The sequence below is a fragment of the Pseudomonas sp. ERMR1:02 genome (assembly GCF_002277815.1).
Taxonomy (GTDB): domain Bacteria; phylum Pseudomonadota; class Gammaproteobacteria; order Pseudomonadales; family Pseudomonadaceae; genus Aquipseudomonas.
This window is the reverse complement of the sequence record NZ_NKJI01000005.1, coordinates 71,319-89,539: the sequence shown is the minus strand read 5'-3', so window position 1 is coordinate 89,539 and position 18,221 is coordinate 71,319. Positions and strand designations below refer to the sequence as shown.

The following is an 18,221-nucleotide window of genomic DNA, read 5'->3' as shown; positions in this document are numbered from 1 at the left end:
GCCGCAGGGACGCGGAGCGTCCCGAGAGGCATTCCCACGCGGAGCGTGGGAACGATCACAAGACTGCGTCTTTCTTCGGTTCGCGGATTTTGTACCAGGCCACATACAGCGCCGGCAAAAACAGCAGCGTCAGCAAGGTGGCGATGATGATGCCGCCGATCATCGCGTAGGCCATCGGCCCCCAGAACACTTCCCGGGCAATCGGGATCATGCCCAAACTGGCTGCCGCCGCCGTCAGCAGAATCGGCCGGCGACGATGCTCGGTGGCTTGCACCACGGCATCCCACGGTGAGGAGCCTGCGTGAACAAACTCGTCGATCTGGGTCACCAGAATCACCGAGTTGCGGATGATGATGCCGATCAGCGCCAGGATCCCCAGAATCGCCACAAAGCCCATCGGCGTTCCGCTCGGCACCAGCGCCAGCACCACGCCGATCAAGCCCAGCGGCGCCACGCTGGCGACCAGGAACATTTTCTGCACGCTGTGCAGCTGGATCATCAGGAAGGTCGCCATCAAAAACAGCATCAACGGCACAACCTTGGCAATCGGCCCCTGGGCCTTGCTGCTTTCCTCCACCGTACCGCCGGTGGCGACCTTGTAACCGACCGGCAAAGCGGCAGCGAACTTGTCGATATCAGGTTTGAGCAGGGCCACCAGGTCGGTGGGTTGAATCTCGCCAAGCGTCGCGGCCTTGATGGTTACCGTCGGCTTGCGGTCGCGACGCCACACCAGCGGTTGCTCCAGTTCGTAGCGCACGGTGGCAAACGCCAGCAGCGGAATCGAGGTGCCGCTCGGTGTCACGATCTGCAGGTTTTGCAGGGTTTGCGGCGTACCCCGCTCGGCATCCACCGCGCGGCCGACCACATTGATCAGGTAGATGTCATCGTCGACCTGGGTCACCGTCGTGCCGCTGACGATGCTGTTCATCAAGTTCGCCACGTCTTCGGACGACAGACCGAGCTGACGCGCCTTGTCCTGGGCGATATCGATGCGCAGCACTTTGCCCGGCTCGTTCCAGTCGAAAATGATCTCGCCGATGTGCGGGCTCTTGTCCAGTTCGCTGGCCAGATCGATGGCGTGCTTGCGCACCTGATCAATGTCTGTGCCGCTGACCCGATACTGGATCGGCCGCCCCACCGGCGGGCCCATTTCCAGTGCTTGCACGTAACTGCCGATACCGACGAAGTCTTTGCGCAGGCGTTCGCGCAGGCGATCGCTGAGCACTTTGCGTGACTCGAAACCTTTGCTGACGATCACCAGTTGCGCGTAGTACGGGTTCTGCAATTGCTGGTCGAGCGGCAGGTAGAAACGAATCGCGCCCTGACCGATGTAGGTACTCCAGCGCACGATGTCCGGGTCGCCCTTGAGCGTCGCTTCGAGCTTGTCCACGGCTTTGCGGGTTTCGTCGATGGAGGCGTTTTGCGGCAGGTTCAGATCCACCAGGATTTCCGGACGATCCGAGGACGGGAAGAACTGGTTCTGCACAAAACCCATGCCCAATACGGACAGCACGAACAGCAACACGGTGATGCCGATCGCCCACCAGCGATTGCGCATGCTCCACATCAAGCCACCATTGAACGCCCGACCGAGACGCCCCGGCTCCGCCGAATGCGGCTTCACCTTGGTGCTGAGGATGTGCACGCCGATGACCGGGGCGAACAGCACCGCGACAATCCACGAGACGATCATCGCCACGGCTATCACCGCAAACAGGGTGAAGGTGTACTCGCCGGCAGAGCTGGCGTTAAGACCGATCGGGACGAAACCGGCGACGGTCACAAGAGTGCCGGTGAGCATCGGGAAGGCCGTCGAGGTGTAGGCAAAGGTCGCGGCCTGCTCCTTGGTATCGCCCAGTTCCAGGCGCGAAACCATCATCTCGACGGTGATCATCGCGTCATCCACCAACAGGCCCAAGGCGATGATCAACGCGCCAAGGGAAATCCGCTGCATGGTGATGCCGCTGTATTCCATGAACACAAAGACCATCGCCAGCACCAGCGGGATCGAACACGCCACCACCAGCCCGGCGCGCACGCCGAGACTGATGAAGCTGACGACCAGCACGATCACCACCGCTTCAAACAATGCACTGGTGAAGCCGCCGACAGCCTCTTCCACCACTTCAGCCTGGTCGGACACATTGTGCACGCCAACGCCCACCGGCAAGTCAGCGGTCAGTTCATTGATGCGCTGGTGCAGCGCCTTGCCGAACACCTGAATGTTGCCGCCCTTCTGCATGGCGATTGCCAGGCCGATGGCCTGCTGACCATTGAAGCGAAACTCCGGTGTCATCGGGTCGACATAGCCACGGCGGATCTCGGCGATATCGGCCAGGCGATAGAAGCGGTCGTTGAGCCGCAGGTTGACGTTGGCCAGGTCCTTTTCGGAAACGAACTGCCCGGAGGTGCGAACGGAGATGCGCTCCGGGCCAGCCTCGATCACCCCGGCCGGGGTCACGGCGTTCTCTTTTTGCAGACTCTGCACGACCTGTGCTTGATCAATACCCAGCGCCGCCAGTTTGCGCGTGGAGAAATTCAGGTACAGGACTTCATCCTGATGACCGACCATCTCGATCTTGCCCAGCCCCGGCACATCACGAATCTCGGCGCGGGCCTGCTCGACATAGTCACGCAACTGACGCATCGACAAGCCGTCGGCGGTGAAGGCGTAGACGGAACCGAACACGTCACCGAATTCGTCGTTGAACGACGGCCCCTGTATGCCCTGGGGAAACTGTCCGCGAATGTCGCCGATTTTCTTGCGCACCTGGTACCAGATTTCCGGAATGTCCCCGGCTTTGGTGGTGTCGCGCAAGTTCACGTAAACCGTGGATTCGCCGGGGCGGGTGTAGCTTTTCACGTAGTCGAGCGAATCGAGTTCTTCGAGTTTTTTCTCGATGCGGTCCGTGACCTGCTTGAGGGTTTCTTCCTGGGTCGCACCGGGCCAGCGGGTCTGGATGACCATGGTTTTAATGGTGAACGAGGGGTCTTCCTCGCGGCCCAGGTTCATGTACGAGAACACGCCCATCAGCAGCGCCACGAACATCAAATACCAGACAAACGACTGATGTTTGAGCGCCCATTCGGATAAATTGAAACTCCCTTTCATTGCGCGCTGCCCTCATCGACTTTCACTTTCTGCCCCGGTTTGAGGCTGTTCACACCGGCAGTGACAACACGTTCACCGTTCTTCACACCGTAGGCCAGCACCATGCTGCCGTCGGTGCGGCTGACGAGGCTTACATCCCGTGGCGACACGGTTTGCGTCTGAGGATCAATGACCCAGACCCGGGTTTTGCCTTCTACCTCCTGCAATGCGGTCAAGGGCAGTTCGACACGCGGTTTGATCGCGGAGCTCAAGGTCACGCTGATTGCCGTCCCCAGGCGAAATGCGGTCGGTGTATCGGTCAGGGTCAGGCGCGCGCGACGGGTACGGGTCGTGCTTTCGGCCTGGGGTTCGACTTCCCGCACTGTGGCCGTGGTGGCGATATCCGGGTTCAGTTGCGAGGCGACCTGGAACTCCACGTCCCTGGGCAACTGGTCGACCAGGGTATCCGGCAGATCGATCACCGCTTCCTTGATGTCCGGTTGTGCCAGGGTCACCACCTGCTGGCCGGCGGTGACGACTTGCCCGGCCTCGGCATTCCACGCGGTGACCACGGCCTTGTGGTCTGCGCGCAATTCAACGTAGTTGAGCTGATCCTTGGCCTGATTGAGCGCGGCTTGGGCCTGATCGAGGGATGCCTGTGTGGTTTTCAGATCGGTTTGCGCGGAGTCGAGTTGCGCCTGCGAGCCCACGCCGCGATCGAACAAATCCTGCTGCCGGCGCGCGGTGGCCTGGGCGTTGATGAACTGCGCCTGGATACTCGCCAGATTACCCTGCGCCGAACGCAACTGGTTCTGTTGGTCGGTTGGATCCAGGGATGCGAGCAAGGCGCCTTTTTCGACTTCAGCACCGACGTCGACGCTGCGGCTGGCAATGCGTCCCGGCACGCGGAAACCGACATTGCTTTCGTAACGCGCCTGGATATTGCCAGCAAAACGCCCGAGGTTTTCCTCGCCGAACGCCTGGACCAGGATCGACAACACCGGACGTACCGGCTCCGGCAGCGGCTCTTTTTTCGAGCAGGCCACCAGCATCACACTGGCGAGCACCAGTAACAGACGCATCATGGCTGAGCCTCCTTGGCCAGTTCCTTGTAGGTGTTTTCGGCGATTTCTACAGTCACGCCAGGGTGCAACAACTGGCCGCCGGCGATGACAACTTTTTCGCCGCCTTTCAGACCGGCGCTGATGATGACTTTACCGGTCAGGTAGCGGCCGACGGTGACGGGGTGCAGTTGTGCCTTGCCCTCCCCGTCCACCAGCCATACGGCGGGATCGCTGACGTCTTTGGTCAGCGCCGACCAAGGTAATTCCACGGCGGCTTTGCCCCGGGTGGTGCCGGTAGCACTCACCACCGAACCAAGCTGCATGCCTTGGGGCAAGCTGTCGAGAGTGACTTTGACCTGCACCGTGCCCGTCTGCGCGGAGACCGCCGGCGTGATTTCGCGAACGGTGCCGGTGGTTTTGATCGCCGGGTTATCGAGCAGGCTGACCACCACCCGCCTGTCCTCGGGCGGTTCGGCCAGCAGTGATTCGTAGACGTTGAACACCGCGTCGCGATCGCCATCCTGGGCCAGGCTGAAGATCGGCACCGTGGCCTGTACCACCTGGCCGACTTCCGCCTGACGCGCGGTGATCACGCCCGGCGCATCGGAAATCAATGCGGTGTAACTCAATTGCTCCCGGGCATTGGCCAACTGCGCCTGGGCCGCCGCCAGCGAACTCTGGCTGCTGCGCAAGGCGGCTTGTGCGGAATCGTATTCGCTTTGACTGGTGTAGCCTTTGGGCAGCAGTTTTTGCTGGCGCACGAAAGACGCGGCGTTCTGGTTGACCTTGGCCTGCTCAGCGACGACTTGAGCCTGGGCCGAGTCGAGGCTGGTCTGCAGGTCTTTGGGATCAAGCCGGGCGAGTACTTGTTTGGCCGCGATCCGGTCACCGACATCGACCGTACGCTGGATGATCTTGCCGCCGACGCGGAACGACAGTTCGGTCTGCACCCGCGCCTGCACATCGCCGGTCAAGGTGACGCTGGCGGCATAATCGGCAGGCTTCACTTCTTGTACGAAAACCCGTGGCCGTTCCTTCTCAACCGTTTTCTCTTCGCCGCAGCCAGTCAGCAAAGCCAACAGGCTCAGGCCAAGCGCTATTTTCAATCCGGGACCAACCATGCAGACTCCTTTGCGTTGTACGGGCGTGCCAGTGACGATACGACCGTGATCTTAGAACACTGTTCCGCCTTCGCCCACGCTGATAGGAAATTCTCCCTACAGCAATTATTGAAGACTCCTACATTGTAATTTTTCATACACGGTTATCTTGATGCCGTTTTTTCGATCGTTCCCACGCTCTGCGTGAGAACGTTGCCATGGACGCTCTGCGTCCACTGTGACGCGAAGCGTCACGGGATGCACTCCCACGCAGAGCGTGGGAACGATCAGTGAGAAACTCATGCTCAAAACCCTGGCAGTCGCCAACTACCGCTCAATCAACAAACTGGTGATTCCGCTGGGTCGGCTGAACCTGATCACCGGCCCCAACGGCAGTGGCAAATCCAACCTCTATCGTGCGCTGCGCCTGCTGGCGGAAACCGCTCAGGGCGGAGTGGTCAATGCGCTGGCCCGCGAGGGCGGGCTTGATTCGACCTTCTGGGCCGGTCCGGAAACCATCACGCGGCGCATGCGAAATGGTGAAGTGCCGATTCAGGCCACTGTGCGACAGGGTGTAAAACGCCTGCGGCTGGGGTTTGCCGGGGAAGACTTCAGCTACTCGATCAGCCTGGGGCTACCCGAATCCAACGGTCATTTCATGTTGCCCGGACACACTTCACCCATTCCATCGCGTTTCAGCCTCGACCCGCAAATCAAGCGCGAATGCCTCTGGTCCGGCCCTTTCTACCGCCCGGCCAGCCTGCTAGTGGATCGCGACGGCCCGATGATCCGCGCCCGAGCCAACCGTGGCTGGGACGTGCTGGCTCAACACACGCCGAATTTCGACAGCCTGTTCGACCAGGTCGGCAGCCTGCGTACCTCGCCGGAAGTTCTGGAGATGCGTGAGTTCATCCGTCGCTGGCGCTTCTACGATCACTTTCGCAGCGACGCCGACGCACCAGTGCGTCAGCCACAGCTGGGCACCCGCACGCCGGTGCTGCACCACGACGGGAGAGATCTGGCGGCGGCATTGCAGACCATCATCGAAATCGGCGACCCCGAGGCATTGCAGGCCGCAATCACCGACGCCTTTCCCGGTGCACGACTGCACATCGAGCCGCTGGCCGGCGGACGCTTCACTATCGAGTTTTATCAGGAAGGATTGCTGCGCCCGCTGTCGGCGGCTGAGTTGTCGGACGGGACGTTGCGTTATTTGTTGCTGGTGGCGGCGCTGTTGACGCCCCGGCCGCCAACATTGATGGTGTTGAACGAACCGGAAACCAGCCTGCATCCGGATCTGTTGCCCGCATTGGCGCGATTGATTATTCGCGCGTCGGAGCAGTGTCAGGTGTGGGTGGTTTCTCATGCCCGACGATTGATTTCGGCCTTGCAGGAGGATCCGGAATGCAATTGCATCGTGCTGGAGAAAAACCTCGGGCAAACCGGGATCGTGGGGCAGCGGATGCTGGATGAGCCGGCGTGGTACTGGCCGGACTGAGCGGCGCCTGAGAAAGCTTCGCGAGCAAGTCGAATCGTCGCACCGCCGCTCCCACAGTTGACCGAGTTGCCCAGAGGAACGCGGACTAATGTGGGAGCGGGCTTGCTCGCGAATGCGGCAGTGAGACCGCCGCAGAGGCTACTGGATCAACCCTGCCACTTCCCACCCTCGACAATCACGCTCTCAGGCTTGGTGTCATCGCTCAGTTCCTTGCGCACATACTGGTCGTACAGCTTGAGCAAATACTTGTCCTCACCCAGCTTCGCCAACTCGGCATTGACCCAGTCGCGCAGTTCGATGTTGCCCTTCTTCACGGCCGGCGCAATCGGTGCTTCGGCGCCGAGCTTCTGCTCAAGCACGCGGTAGCCAGGGTTCTGCTTGGCCCAGCTGAACAGCACCAGATTGTCCTGGGCATAGGCATCGCCACGACCATTGGCCAAGGCCTGCAAGGACTCGGAGTTTTTCTCGAACTTCAGCAGTTTCCAGTCCGGGTGGTTCTTGGTCAGCCAGATGTCGGCCGTGGTACCGGTGGTGACGATGGTGGTGCGGGTCGCCAGGTCATCGAGGTTTTTCACCGCGCTGTCCTGAGGCACCAGCGCTTGTACCGCAACCTTGAGATTGGGGTTGGTGAATTCCACCGCCTCCTTGCGCTCCGGGGTGACGGTCATGTTGGCCAGGATCAGATCGACCTTGTCGCTTTGCAGGAACGGTATTCGGCTTGCCGGCTCCACGGCAACAAACTCGACCTTGTTTTCGTCGCCCAGCAAATCCTTGGCGAATTGACGGCCGATATCGGTATCGAAGCCGACATAACGCCCGGCTTCATTGACGAAGCCGAACGGGGGCTTGTCGGTGAACACACCCACGATCAGCTTGTCCCGTGCCTTGATTTTTTCCAGGTAGCTGGCCGGCGCGGTGCTTTCGCTGGCGACTTTCGGCTTGGCCGGTTCTTCGGTTTTGTTGCAGCCGGCCAGCAGCGCAAGGCCCAGCAGCGGGATAAGCAAGAGTGAAGACTTGGTAGTTTTCATGGCAGTTCCAGTTCCTTGGTTTGAGTCGTTTTGGATCGTGCGGCGACGTAGGAGAACTTCTCCAGGAACTGCTGCGCTCGTGCGGTTTGCGGGTTCGTAAAGAAAATCTCGGGAGGGTTTTGCTCAAGAATGCGCCCGGCATCCATGAACACAATGCGGTCAGCCACGGCGCGGGCGAAGGCCATTTCGTGGGTGACGATCAACAGGGTCATGCCGTCGCGGGCCAGGCCCTGAATGACTTCCAGCACTTCCTTGACCATTTCCGGGTCGAGGGCGGCGGTGACTTCATCGAAGAGCATGACCTTGGGGTTCATGCACAGCGAACGGACGATGGCGATGCGTTGTTGCTGGCCACCGGAAAGCTGTCGTGGAAACGCATCGCGCTTGTCCGCCAGGCCCACGCGTTCGAGCAAGGCTTCAGCCTGGGCACGGGCTTCATGGCGATCGCGTTTTTGCACCTTGAGCGGACCGAGCAGCAAATTGTCGAGCACGCTCATATGCGGGAACAGGTGATAACTCTGGAACACCATGCCGATCTGCTGGCGCACTTCGCGCCAGTCGGTGGACTTGTCCAACAGTTCGCGGCCGGTAAATTTCAGGCTGCCGCTGTGGGCGGCTTCCAGACCGTTGAGGCAGCGCAGTAAGGTGCTTTTGCCACAGCCGCTGGGGCCGAGAATGACGATCACTTCACCTGATTTCACGCTCAGGTCGATGCCATCAAGCACCTGGTGCTCGCCGAAGAATTTGTTGAACCCCTTGAACTCGATCAATGCGCTCATGCTTGCGTCCAGCGCCGCTCCAGCACACGCGAGGCGGCTGACAACGGGTAGCAGATAAAAAAGAAAAACAGGAAAAGCACGCCGTAGATCAGCACTGATTCGTAGGTGCGCTCGATGATTTGCTGGCCGACCTTGATCACATCCACTACACCGATCAGCACGGCCAGGGAGCTGGTCTTGATGATCCGCGTGTAGACGTTGATGGTCGGCGGCGTCATGCGTTTCAGCGCCTGCGGCAAGAGCACGTAGCCATAGAGTTGCGGGCCATCCAAACCAATCGACAACCCGGCTTCACGCTGCCCACGGGGCAAAGAATGCAAGGCTCCGCGCACCACTTCGCCGACCTCGCTGGCGCCCCATAGCGACAGCACCAGCACCGCGCACCAGAAGCTCGGGATGCTCAGGCCAAAAAGATCGGCAGGCCGAAGAACAGCAAGTACAACCAGACCAGCACCGGGATCGCCCGGAACAGTTCCAGATAGACCCGCAGGATCGCGTTCAGCCACTTCACATTCAGCGTGCGCAATACACCGTAGAGCACGCCGCCAATGGTGCTGGTGGCGATGCTGAGGAAAGATATCGACAGGGTTTGCAGCGCGCCCTTGCCCAGTTGCGGCAACGACACCCACAACAACTCAAGACCCGAACTGGCCATGCTGGAGCCTCCTTTCCAGACGACTGAGCAACAGCGACAGCGGCAGAAACAGCAGCACGCAGATCAGCGTCAGCACGGCGAGCATTTCGTAGGTTTTGTAGTAGAGCGCGATGTAGCTCTTGGTGGTGTAGAGGATCTCCGGCACCGCCACCGCCGAGACCACGGTGGTTTCCTTGAGCAGAAAAATGAAATTGGCGAACAACGACGGCAGGCTGAGGATGCCGGCCTGCGGCAGGATCACGTAGCGCAGCAACTGCCCGTGTGAGAGGCCAATGGAGCGACCGGATTCCAGTTGTGCCTGGGGCACGGCGTCCACGCCGGCGCGCAGCACTTCAGTGAGATAGGCACCGCCAAGGAAGGTCATGGTGATGATCGCCGCGGCAAAACCCGAGACCTTGATGCCGAGTACCGGCAAGGCGAAGTAGATGAAGAACAGTTGAATCAACAGCGGTGTGTTGCGCGCCAGTTCTACATAGAGCCCCACTAGTCGTTGCAGGTAAGGCGTGCGAAATACCAGAATCGTCGCGTTGATCAATGCCACCAGCAGCGAAGTACAGATAGCGATCAGGCCGACCTGCAGCGTCACGCCCACGGCCTTGAGAAATGCCGGCAAGGTGCTGAGGATAAAAGCGTAATCGAAGTTCATTGAACATCCTGGACGCCGCTCGGTAAGCGACGGTGGCGCAGTCCACAGGCCATGGATAACGGCCCGGCAAGCACCGACTTTAATGGTATAAAAACAATAATTTAAATACCGTTAAAGCATATTGATATCACGCAAAAAACTATCCGGTGAATTTGCCGAGGCGGCGCAAGACAGCTATTTTCCTTGCACAGTAGGAAGGATCTGTTTTTTACATGCCCCCTCCAAGGACGGACCGCTTTTGGCCAGACTCCCCGGCCGTACCATCACAAGGAAGAGAAAATGGCAGACGTGAAAGTGCCGCGACGGATTAATCCGCAGGACCTCCTCAAGTTGCTCGTAGCGTTGCGCAGGGCGTTGAAGGCCAGAAGGACCTGAGTACTTTTGCTGTAGATCGTTCCCACGCTCTGCGTGGGAATGCAGCCCGGGACGCTCTGCGTCCCATCCAGAGCCGAACGCGGAGCGTCCGTTGAGGCATTCCCACGCAGAGCGTGGGAACGATCATAAAAAAACGCCGACGCTTTATCAGCCGTCGGCGTTGGAAACCTTGAAGGGGTTTACCTCGCGAATCAGAACGCCGGCAGTACCGCGCCGCTGTACTTCTTCTCGATGAATGCTTTCACTTCCGGGCTGGTCAGGGCTTTGGCCAGCTTCTGGATGGCAACGCTGTCCTTGTTGTCCGGACGGGCCACCAGGAAGTTCACGTAAGGCGAATCCGCACCTTCGATCACCAGCGCGTCTTTAGCCGGGTTCAGACCCGCTTCCAGCGCGTAGTTGGTGTTGATCATGTCCAGGTCGACCTGATCCAGTACACGCGGCAACATCGCGGACTCAAGCTCCTTGAACTTGAAGTTGTGCGGGTTCTTGGCGATGTCTTTCGGGGTCGCCAGGGCGTTTTTCGGGTCTTTCAACTCGATCAGGCCAGCCTTCTGCAGCAGGATCAGGGCACGGCCGCTGTTACTGCCTTCGTTAGGGATGGCAATGGTCGCGCCGTCTTTGAGCTCGGCCAGGGTTTTGACTTTCTTCGAGTAGCCGCCGAACGGTTCAACGTGAACGCCGATCACGGTTTCCAGGTGAGTGCCTTTGCCTTCGTTGAAGCTTTTCAGGTACGGCAGGGTCTGGAAGTAGTTGGCGTCCAGACGCTTCTGGTCGACCTGCACGTTCGGCTGAACGTAGTCGGTAAAGACTTTGATTTCCAGGTCCACGCCTTCTTTGGCGAGGATTGGTTTGACCAGTTCAAGAATTTCAGCGTGTGGAATCGGGGTTGCCGCAACCACCAGTTTCTCGCCAGCCTGGGCCATGCCCGCGGCCAGGGCAGCCGCCAGTGCGGTGAACAACAGAACCTTTTTCATGCAGTGTCCTTATCGAAAATCACGGTCGCTTGTGGCGACGGCTACAAATGAAAGTGCCAGTGAAGTGCTATCGCTGGCGTGAAGCGGACAATACCGGGATTTTTTATTCCCGAACAATATCTTTTATTCACTTTCATATTCCATTTTGTTCATACAGCTGTAGGAGCGAGCTCGCTCGCGATGGTCGTGAACAATGACGCGTGAAACCAGATGCCCAGCGGCGCCCTCGGGTTTTTCGCGAGCGAGCTCGCTCCTACAGGAGTCCAGCGTCCTTAAGTATCTGTTTCAGGGCTTCTTGTTCGGCGTCGGTACCGTTGGTGAGAATCTGCTTGAGCTGCTGTTCAATCTGTCCCAGGCCTTCATTCGGCAAATTCAAATGCTCCGGCAGAATCTCATCGCCAGTACTGACCAACAACGCAAAGTGGATGACGTTTTCCAGCTCCCGGGTATTGCCCGGCCAACTGTGTCGTTCCAGCACCCGTTGCGCGGCCTCGCTGATCAGCGGCACCGACAGGTCCAGGCGTTGGCTGTAGATACCGAGGAAGTACTCCGCCAACGACAGGATATCGCCCACCCGCTCGCGCAGTGCCGGGAGTTCGAGCTGGCCTTCGCTGAGGTAGTGATAAAGCCGCTCATGAAATTTGCCCGCCGCGACAGCCTGAGCCAGGTCGATGCTGGTGGCGGCGACCAGTCGCACATCCACCGGGCTCGGCTGGTGAGCGCCGACACGGGTGACTTCGTGGTTTTCCAGAGCGGCGAGCAATTTGATCTGAATCGGTAACGGCAAGTCGCCGATCTCGTCCAGATACAACGTGCCGCCGTTAGCCGAACCGAACCAGCCGGCACGACTGCTGGCCGAGCTGCTATAGCTGCCTGCGGCATAACCGAACAACTCGGCGTCGGCGTAAGTCGGGCTAATCGCTCCGCAATTGACCGAGACGAACAAGCCACCGCGGTCACTGGCGCGATGGATATGCCGCGCCAGCAACTCCTTGCCGGTGCCGGTCTCACCACGGATCAGCACCGAAATCGAACGCGGTGCCAGTTGCTCCAGCTCCTGGCGCAACTGGCGTGAGCGCGGATCGACAAACACCAACGCTTTGGCGCGGATGCTCAGGGGACTTTTTCGGCGTCGGGAAAAGTCAGCAGCGGCTGACCGAAGGTTTCAAAGCTCATGGCAGTCTCCCGCCCAAACCGCCGGGAGACGGGGGCGTTTAAAAAAGTTTAAGCGCGGCGCAGGGCGTGGTGTTCCATGCGGTTTTGCAGGCGATAGAGATAAGCAAACCCTGCTCCCAGCGCTGGTGACCGGACTTCACGTTGATGTGCCCCGCTCCCGACAGAATCCCTGCCTCCGCGCCCCAGTTGCGCGCCAGTTCCAGTGCACGCGGCGCGCTGACGGCGCTGTCGTTGTCGGAACTGACCACCTGACTTGGAAACGGCAACAGATCAGTGGGAATCGGGGCGAAATTGCGCAGGGCTGGCGCACAAGCCGGGCGCTCGACGTCTGCCGGCGCAACCAGCAAGGCGCCGCGAACCTGACGCAAATACGGCAACGGCGCCGTCGTCGCCCAATGGGCGACAGTGATGCAACCGAGGCTGTGGGCAATCAGGATCACCGGCGTGCTGTCGGCGGCAATCGCCTCGGCCAGCGCCGCGACCCAGTCTTCACGACGCGGCGTCAGCCAGTCGGCCTGCTCCACCCGTGCGCTGTTCGGCAGACTGTTCTGCCAGTGGCTTTGCCAATGATCTTCTGGCGATCCTTGCCAGCCCGGCACAATCAGGTAGCGAATTGATTCGTTGCGCATGGGGAGCTCTCCTGCTGCGTGTCTGTTACCGGTCGAGTATAGGGAGGAGAGTTATATTCGTTAAGGAATAAGAAGCTATTTATTAAGACCCATAAAGAATATGAGAGACATACGACCTGTAGGAGCTGGCTTGCCAGCGAAGGCGGTGTGTCGACCAACATCTTTATTGGCTGAAAGGACGCATTCGCTGGCAAGCCAGCTCCTACAGGGGGTGTGTGGGTCCGGAATAAAAAAGGGGCCGCACCCTGCCAAGGAGACGGCCCCGGAAACTCAAAATCTGTAAGCGTTGATCAACAACTCTGGAGCCGATGATTGGCGAAATCGGTTAGGTAATAAAGGAATATTTAATTACTTTAATAGACCTTAATTACATAAGCCGATTACCCCCACGGCAGCCGCCAATCATCGTTGCTTGCCTCACAACCTAGCGCCTCTTTGGGTCAAATTGATGACCAACGTTTTCGCATTTGAGTTTCCGGGTGCATCGCTCAGACCTGAGCGGCACGCACCTGCTGCGGCTCTGTGGTTTCTTCACGCACAAAGCGGTTGGCCCGACCGAACGTGCCGATGTCATTGAAGCGCACGCCCATTTCGCGCATCACTTTATGTGCCACCGGCGCCGTCATCTGGCGGATGTAAAACGGTTCCTTCACCACAAAGTGATGAATCCCGTGGGTGCTGCCGAAGTTGAAGCAGAACGCCTGCAACGGCCACAGCCACCAGGCGTTCAACACCTGACACTGTTGCATCACGTTGCCCTGCTCCACATCGCCGTAGTAGTGCATGTTCGAGCTGATGAAGTGCAGGCAAAACGTGCGCAACACGTTTGGACCGATGATCACCACCGCCGCGATATCGATGACTTGCATCACCGACAACGTGGTCGCCGACCATTCAATCGGTGCGCCCAGCAGATGTGCTATGCCATTGGCGCCATGGAAGCCGAGAAACACGTACCACGCGCCCCAATGTGCCAGCGCCAGCGGCGCGTAGACCTTCAGGGCGCGCTTGATGATGCTGATTTTCTGCGCCCAGGTTGGCGCCCGCAGCATACGGATAAACGCCGACATCACGTTGTCGCCGACCATCAACAACCGTGCGATGCCCCAAGGTTCACCGTTGGTGATCGCCCGCTCTTCCATGTCGGTTTCCGTGCCGGAGACCTTGTGGTGGTTGAGGTGCAGATGACGGCGAATCCATGGGTTGATGGTGCTTGGTCGCGCGAGCCAGACCAGGCCCATCATCAGGTTGTGCGGCACCCGCTGCTTGCGGAAATACATGCTGTGAATCAGGTCGTGTTCCAGCTCGTGGGTCAGCGAAGCGAAAAAACCATTGAGCAAAAGGCACGCCCACCACGCCATATGCCCTGTCATGTAGAGCGCCGCCGAACCGATCATCCCGGCCAACGAGAAGGCCAGGATGCTCGCGCCCAGCGCATCCTGCTGCTTGAGAATCGGGTAGCGTTCGCGCAACTCAACACCCTTGGCCAACACCACTTCGCGAATATGCGCTGATCTTTGTGTTGCATTCAGTCGTTGGGGACTTGCAGAAGTACCGTGCATGCTTCCATCCTCTGGTTATTGATGTTCGCATCCTGCCTGCTACACCCTCCCGTAGCGGTAGCCGTGAACGCCAACCTGTTGACCGGAAGCGCCAATCAGCATGACTGAACCGACATCGCTCGCCAGCTGGACCCGCGCACTGCGCAAGCAACTCGATGCTCTGGGCTTCGATAGCACAGCGCTGTGCCAGCAAGCCGGGCTCGACCCCCAACTGATGGACGACCCGAACGCCCGTTACCCGTTGTCCGGCACCACGCGCCTGTGGGAAATCGCGGTACAGGTCAGCGGCGATCCGGCGATTGGCTTGCGCGTCTCGCGCTTCGTCAGCCCCACCACGTTTCATGCGCTGGGGTATGCGCTGGTGGCCAGCGGCAGTTTGCGCGAGGTGTTCGAGCGCATCGTGCGTTATCACCAGGTGGTCAGCGATGCCCAGGTACTGGAATTGACCCGCGCCGAGGATCGCTACCACTTTCGCCTGAAAATACCCCTTGGCAATCCGGCCCGGCCTTCGAGGCCATCGATGCATTCATGGCGATTTACGTGCGCACCTGTCGCAATCGCCTCGGCCGTGACTACGCACCGCTGGCGGTGTATCTGCGCCGCCCGGAACCGGCGGACGCACATCAATGGCATAAAGTGTTCCGCTCACCGGTGTACTTCTCAACCGACGAAGACCGCCTGGAGTTTGCGCTCACCGATTTCGACAGCCATCTGGACGACGCCAACCCGGAACTCGCCGAACACAATGAAACCGTACTCAAACGTACCCTGGCGCAACTCAAACCGCTGACGTGGGAGCGCAAGGTCCGAGATGCCATCGAGGAGCAATTGCCGGAAGGCGAACCCAGCGCCGAGCACATCGCCAAGGCCCTGCACCTGAGCCTGCGCAGCCTGCAACGGCACTTGGCGGACGAGGGCTGTCGGTTCGATACGCTGCTCAACGAAAGCCGTGAGAATCTGGCGCTGCTGCACCTGCGTGATCCGCACTGCTCGTTGAGTGAGATCAGTTATTTGCTGGGGTTTGCCGATACAAGCAGCTTCAGCCGCGCGTTCAAGCGCTGGACCGGGATGACGCCGGGGCAATTTCGGGATGGGTTGCGGTGATCATAAAGCTTCAGTTCACATAGATCTCTGTAGGAGCGAGCCTGCTCGCGATGGTGTGTCAGCTACATCGGTGTCGGCTGATACACCATCGCGAGCAGGCTCACTCCTACAGGGGATTATCGTCAGGTTTAGAAGGGGCCAGGGTCCGCAATCGTGCAGCATCGAGGATTTCGATTTCGCCGTAACTCAGCCCGATGATGCCCCGCCCCTGCAAATCCTTGAGGATCTGGTTGGTGGTCTGGCGCGACAGCGACAACATTGAAGCAAGCTGCTCCTGCGGCAGTTGCAGGACGCGGCGCGGTTCGTCGATCTGGCCGTAGCCTTCAGCGATCATCAGCAAACGATGCGCTAGCCTTGTCGGGGCCGGCATCAGGCTCAACTGTTCGAGATTGATGAAGGTCATGCGCAATTTCTGGCTCATCAGCAACGCCAATTGCCGCCAGTGCACCGGCTGTTCATCGAGCAATGCGAGTAGTGCGTTTTGCGGGATGTGCAGCAGCGTGCACTGACCCACGCCGAACGCATCGTGGGTACGTGCCTGGCCGTCGAACAGGCAGATTTCACCGAACCAGTGCGGCGGCTCTACAAGGCTTAGCAACGCCTCTTTGCCCTGCTCGTTCACGGCGCCGATGCGCACCGCGCCTTCAAGCACCGCGTACAGGCCACAGGGTGGGTCGCCGCGCTGGAACAAGCGCTGACCGGCTGACAACGCCGCACCCGCGCGGCAGTCAGCAGACTATCCTGTAAGGAAACAGGCAGATGGCTGAACCACTGACCGCGCATCAGGCGCGCACGCCAAACCTGCATATCCATGAAAACTCCTAGAGATTGTCGCCTGGCTGACAGAGCGAATAGTGGCCCCGAGGCAAGATCGGTCACCCTACAGGAGGAATAACAATGAAAAAAGGCTCATTGACCATCTCAGTCAATACGCCGCCTACCACCGTGATCCGCGCAATATTGCTACCCACTTTGTCGGCATTCCGCTGATCGTGGTTGCGGTAGCTGTGTTGCTGTCGCGTCCGCAATTTTCATTGGCCGGGTTCTGGATGTCGCCGGCGGTGCTTATGTCGCTGGCTTCGGCGTGGTTTTACCTGCGCCTGGAACTGCGTCTAGGGGTGCTGATGACGGTGTTGCTGGGGCTTTGTGTCTGGGCGGGTCATGCGCTGGCGCAGCAAAGTACGCTGGTCTGGCTGGCGAGCGGCCTTGGGATGTTTTTGGTGGGGTGGGCGATTCAGTTTGTCGGGCATCACTACGAGGGGCGTAAACCGGCGTTTGTTGATGATGTGACGGGGTTGATTATCGGGCCGTTGTTTGTGGTGGCTGAGGTGGCGTTCATGCTGGGGTTGCGGCATGAGCTGAAAGAGCAGATCGAGGTGCGGGCGGGGGGTGTGCGTGTCAATCGCAAAAATGCGGCGGCCTGAACTGATCGTTCCCACGCTCTGCGTGGGAATGCCTCAAGGGACGCTCCGCGTCCAGTGACGCGGAGCGTCACGGGCTGCATTCCCACGCGGAGCGTGGGAACGATCAGCAAATGACCGTCCAGGCAATCAGATGTTGGCGACTTTCTGCCAGACCTTCGGTTTGAAGAACAATGTCTCGCCCTTCGCCAACCCGATCAGGCTGTCGTGATCCTTCACCACTTCGGCCTCGATTAAATCGCTCTGTCCTTCGACCTTCAGCGTCACCCGGGTGGTCGCGCCCAACGGACGGATGTCCCGCACTTCGGCCGCGTGGTGGTCTTCCAGTTCATGACGTGACAGCGACACCTCGTGTGGACGGAACAGCACGTGATTGTCTTCGCCCAAGTGCAACCGGTTCGAGTCACCCAGGAAGTGATAAACGAAATCGCTGGCCGGGTTTTCGTAGACGTCGCCCGGTGAGCCGATCTGCTCGATCACGCCCTTGTTCATCACCACGATGCGGTCGGCGACTTCCATGGCTTCTTCTTGGTCGTGGGTCACGAACACCGACGTCAGGTTGATGTCTTCGTGCAAGCGCGCCAGCCAGCGACGCAGTTCCTTGCGGACCTTGGCGTCGAGGGCGCCGAAGGGTTCATCGAGCAGCAGTACTTTCGGCTCGACCGCCAGGGCACGGGCCAATGCAATACGCTGACGCTGGCCACCGGAGAGTTGTTCCGGGTAGCGATCCGACAGCCAATCGAGCTGCACCATGTTCAGCAGTTCGTGCACTTTGGTCGCAATCTGGCTTTCGCTTGGGCGCTGATTTTTCGGCTTCATGCGCAGACCGAACGCGACGTTGTCGAATACTGTCATGTGGCGGAACAACGCATAGTGCTGGAACACGAAACCGACGTTGCGATCACGCACATCGTGGCCGGAAACGTCTTCACCGTGGAACACGATGTTGCCCTGATCCGGGGTTTCCAGACCGGCGATGATCCGCAGCAGCGTGGTCTTGCCGCAACCGGACGGGCCGAGCAGCGCCACCAGTTCACCGCTATGAATGTCCAGGCTGATGTTGTTCAGCGCCTTGAACGCATTGAAATTCTTGCTGACGTTACGCACTTCGATTGACAT

12 protein-coding genes and 5 pseudogenes are annotated in these 18,221 nt (G+C 59.4%); 4 read left to right on the top strand and 13 right to left on the bottom strand.

Features of this window, described 5'->3' with window-relative positions; translation table 11 throughout:
- Nucleotides 1-55 precede the first annotated feature (55 nt).
- The 3 genes from CES87_RS11210 to CES87_RS11200 are packed head-to-tail and all read right to left on the bottom strand — an operon-like array spanning nt 56 to nt 5,276.
- The gene (locus tag CES87_RS11210; protein ID WP_128606160.1) at nt 56-3,112 is read right to left on the bottom strand and encodes an efflux RND transporter permease subunit; all 3,057 of its coding nucleotides are present in this window, start codon (nt 3,110-3,112) and stop codon (nt 56-58) included.
- Nucleotides 3,109-4,176 carry an efflux RND transporter periplasmic adaptor subunit gene (locus tag CES87_RS11205; RefSeq protein ID WP_128606159.1) on the bottom strand — a complete coding sequence of 356 codons (1,068 nt, stop codon included), beginning with the start codon at nt 4,174-4,176 and terminating at the stop codon, nt 3,109-3,111. The genes CES87_RS11210 and CES87_RS11205 overlap by 4 nt, the downstream gene beginning before the upstream one ends.
- On the bottom strand, nt 4,173-5,276 hold the full coding sequence (locus CES87_RS11200) for an efflux RND transporter periplasmic adaptor subunit (protein ID WP_128606158.1): 1,104 nt from the start codon (nt 5,274-5,276) through the stop codon (nt 4,173-4,175). The genes CES87_RS11205 and CES87_RS11200 overlap by 4 nt, the downstream gene beginning before the upstream one ends.
- Before the next feature lie 280 nt (nt 5,277-5,556).
- Between CES87_RS11200 and CES87_RS11195 the strand changes: the two genes are divergently transcribed.
- Nucleotides 5,557-6,753, top strand: a complete 1,197-nt coding sequence (locus CES87_RS11195; protein WP_128606157.1) for an AAA family ATPase — start codon at nt 5,557-5,559, stop codon at nt 6,751-6,753.
- 146 nt (nt 6,754-6,899) lie between these two features.
- On the opposite strand, the gene CES87_RS11190 is transcribed toward CES87_RS11195, so the two are convergent.
- The 8 genes and pseudogenes from CES87_RS11190 to CES87_RS11155 form a co-directional block, all read right to left on the bottom strand.
- On the bottom strand, nt 6,900-7,781 hold the full coding sequence (locus CES87_RS11190) for a transporter substrate-binding domain-containing protein (protein ID WP_128606156.1): 882 nt from the start codon (nt 7,779-7,781) through the stop codon (nt 6,900-6,902).
- On the bottom strand, nt 7,778-8,560 hold the full coding sequence (locus CES87_RS11185; RefSeq protein WP_128606155.1) for an amino acid ABC transporter ATP-binding protein: 783 nt from the start codon (nt 8,558-8,560) through the stop codon (nt 7,778-7,780). Before CES87_RS11185 ends, CES87_RS11190 begins: the two co-directional genes overlap by 4 nt.
- Nucleotides 8,557-9,215: pseudogene (locus CES87_RS11180) on the bottom strand (amino acid ABC transporter permease). Before CES87_RS11180 ends, CES87_RS11185 begins: the two are co-directional and overlap by 4 nt.
- Nucleotides 9,196-9,861 (bottom strand): amino acid ABC transporter permease, encoded by a 666-nt coding sequence (locus CES87_RS11175; RefSeq protein WP_128606154.1) that lies wholly within the window; start codon nt 9,859-9,861, stop codon nt 9,196-9,198. Before CES87_RS11175 ends, CES87_RS11180 begins: the two are co-directional and overlap by 20 nt.
- A 566-nt stretch (nt 9,862-10,427) precedes the next feature.
- Nucleotides 10,428-11,210 (bottom strand): MetQ/NlpA family ABC transporter substrate-binding protein, encoded by a 783-nt coding sequence (locus CES87_RS11170; protein ID WP_128606153.1) that lies wholly within the window; start codon nt 11,208-11,210, stop codon nt 10,428-10,430.
- 253 nt (nt 11,211-11,463) lie between these two features.
- Nucleotides 11,464-12,386, bottom strand: a pseudogene (locus CES87_RS11165) (sigma 54-interacting transcriptional regulator).
- A gap of 48 nt (nt 12,387-12,434) precedes the next feature.
- A pseudogene (locus tag CES87_RS11160) lies at nt 12,435-13,015 on the bottom strand (alpha/beta hydrolase).
- 488 nt (nt 13,016-13,503) lie between these two features.
- Nucleotides 13,504-14,577: a fatty acid desaturase gene (locus tag CES87_RS11155; protein ID WP_128606152.1), complete on the bottom strand. Its 1,074-nt coding sequence runs from the start codon at nt 14,575-14,577 to the stop codon at nt 13,504-13,506.
- 100 nt (nt 14,578-14,677) lie between these two features.
- Between CES87_RS11155 and CES87_RS34230 the strand changes: the two are divergent.
- Nucleotides 14,678-15,228, top strand: a pseudogene (locus tag CES87_RS34230) (AraC family transcriptional regulator); the annotation flags it as partial.
- Nucleotides 15,214-15,681, top strand: coding sequence for a helix-turn-helix transcriptional regulator (locus CES87_RS34225; protein ID WP_371858200.1), 468 nt, complete (start codon nt 15,214-15,216; stop codon nt 15,679-15,681). The pseudogene CES87_RS34230 and the gene CES87_RS34225, both read left to right, overlap by 15 nt.
- Before the next feature lie 106 nt (nt 15,682-15,787).
- Here CES87_RS34225 and CES87_RS11145 read toward each other — a convergent pair.
- Nucleotides 15,788-16,494, bottom strand: a pseudogene (locus CES87_RS11145) (Crp/Fnr family transcriptional regulator).
- Nucleotides 16,495-16,535: 41 nt separating this feature from the next.
- On the opposite strand from CES87_RS11145, the gene CES87_RS11140 reads away from it, so the two are divergent.
- On the top strand, nt 16,536-17,105 hold the full coding sequence (locus CES87_RS11140; RefSeq protein WP_128606151.1) for a DUF962 domain-containing protein: 570 nt from the start codon (nt 16,536-16,538) through the stop codon (nt 17,103-17,105).
- Between the two features lie 126 nt (nt 17,106-17,231).
- Here the strand turns inward: CES87_RS11140 and CES87_RS11135 are convergent, their stop codons facing one another.
- Nucleotides 17,232-18,221, bottom strand: coding sequence for a sulfate/molybdate ABC transporter ATP-binding protein (locus tag CES87_RS11135; RefSeq protein WP_128606150.1), 990 nt, complete (start codon nt 18,219-18,221; stop codon nt 17,232-17,234).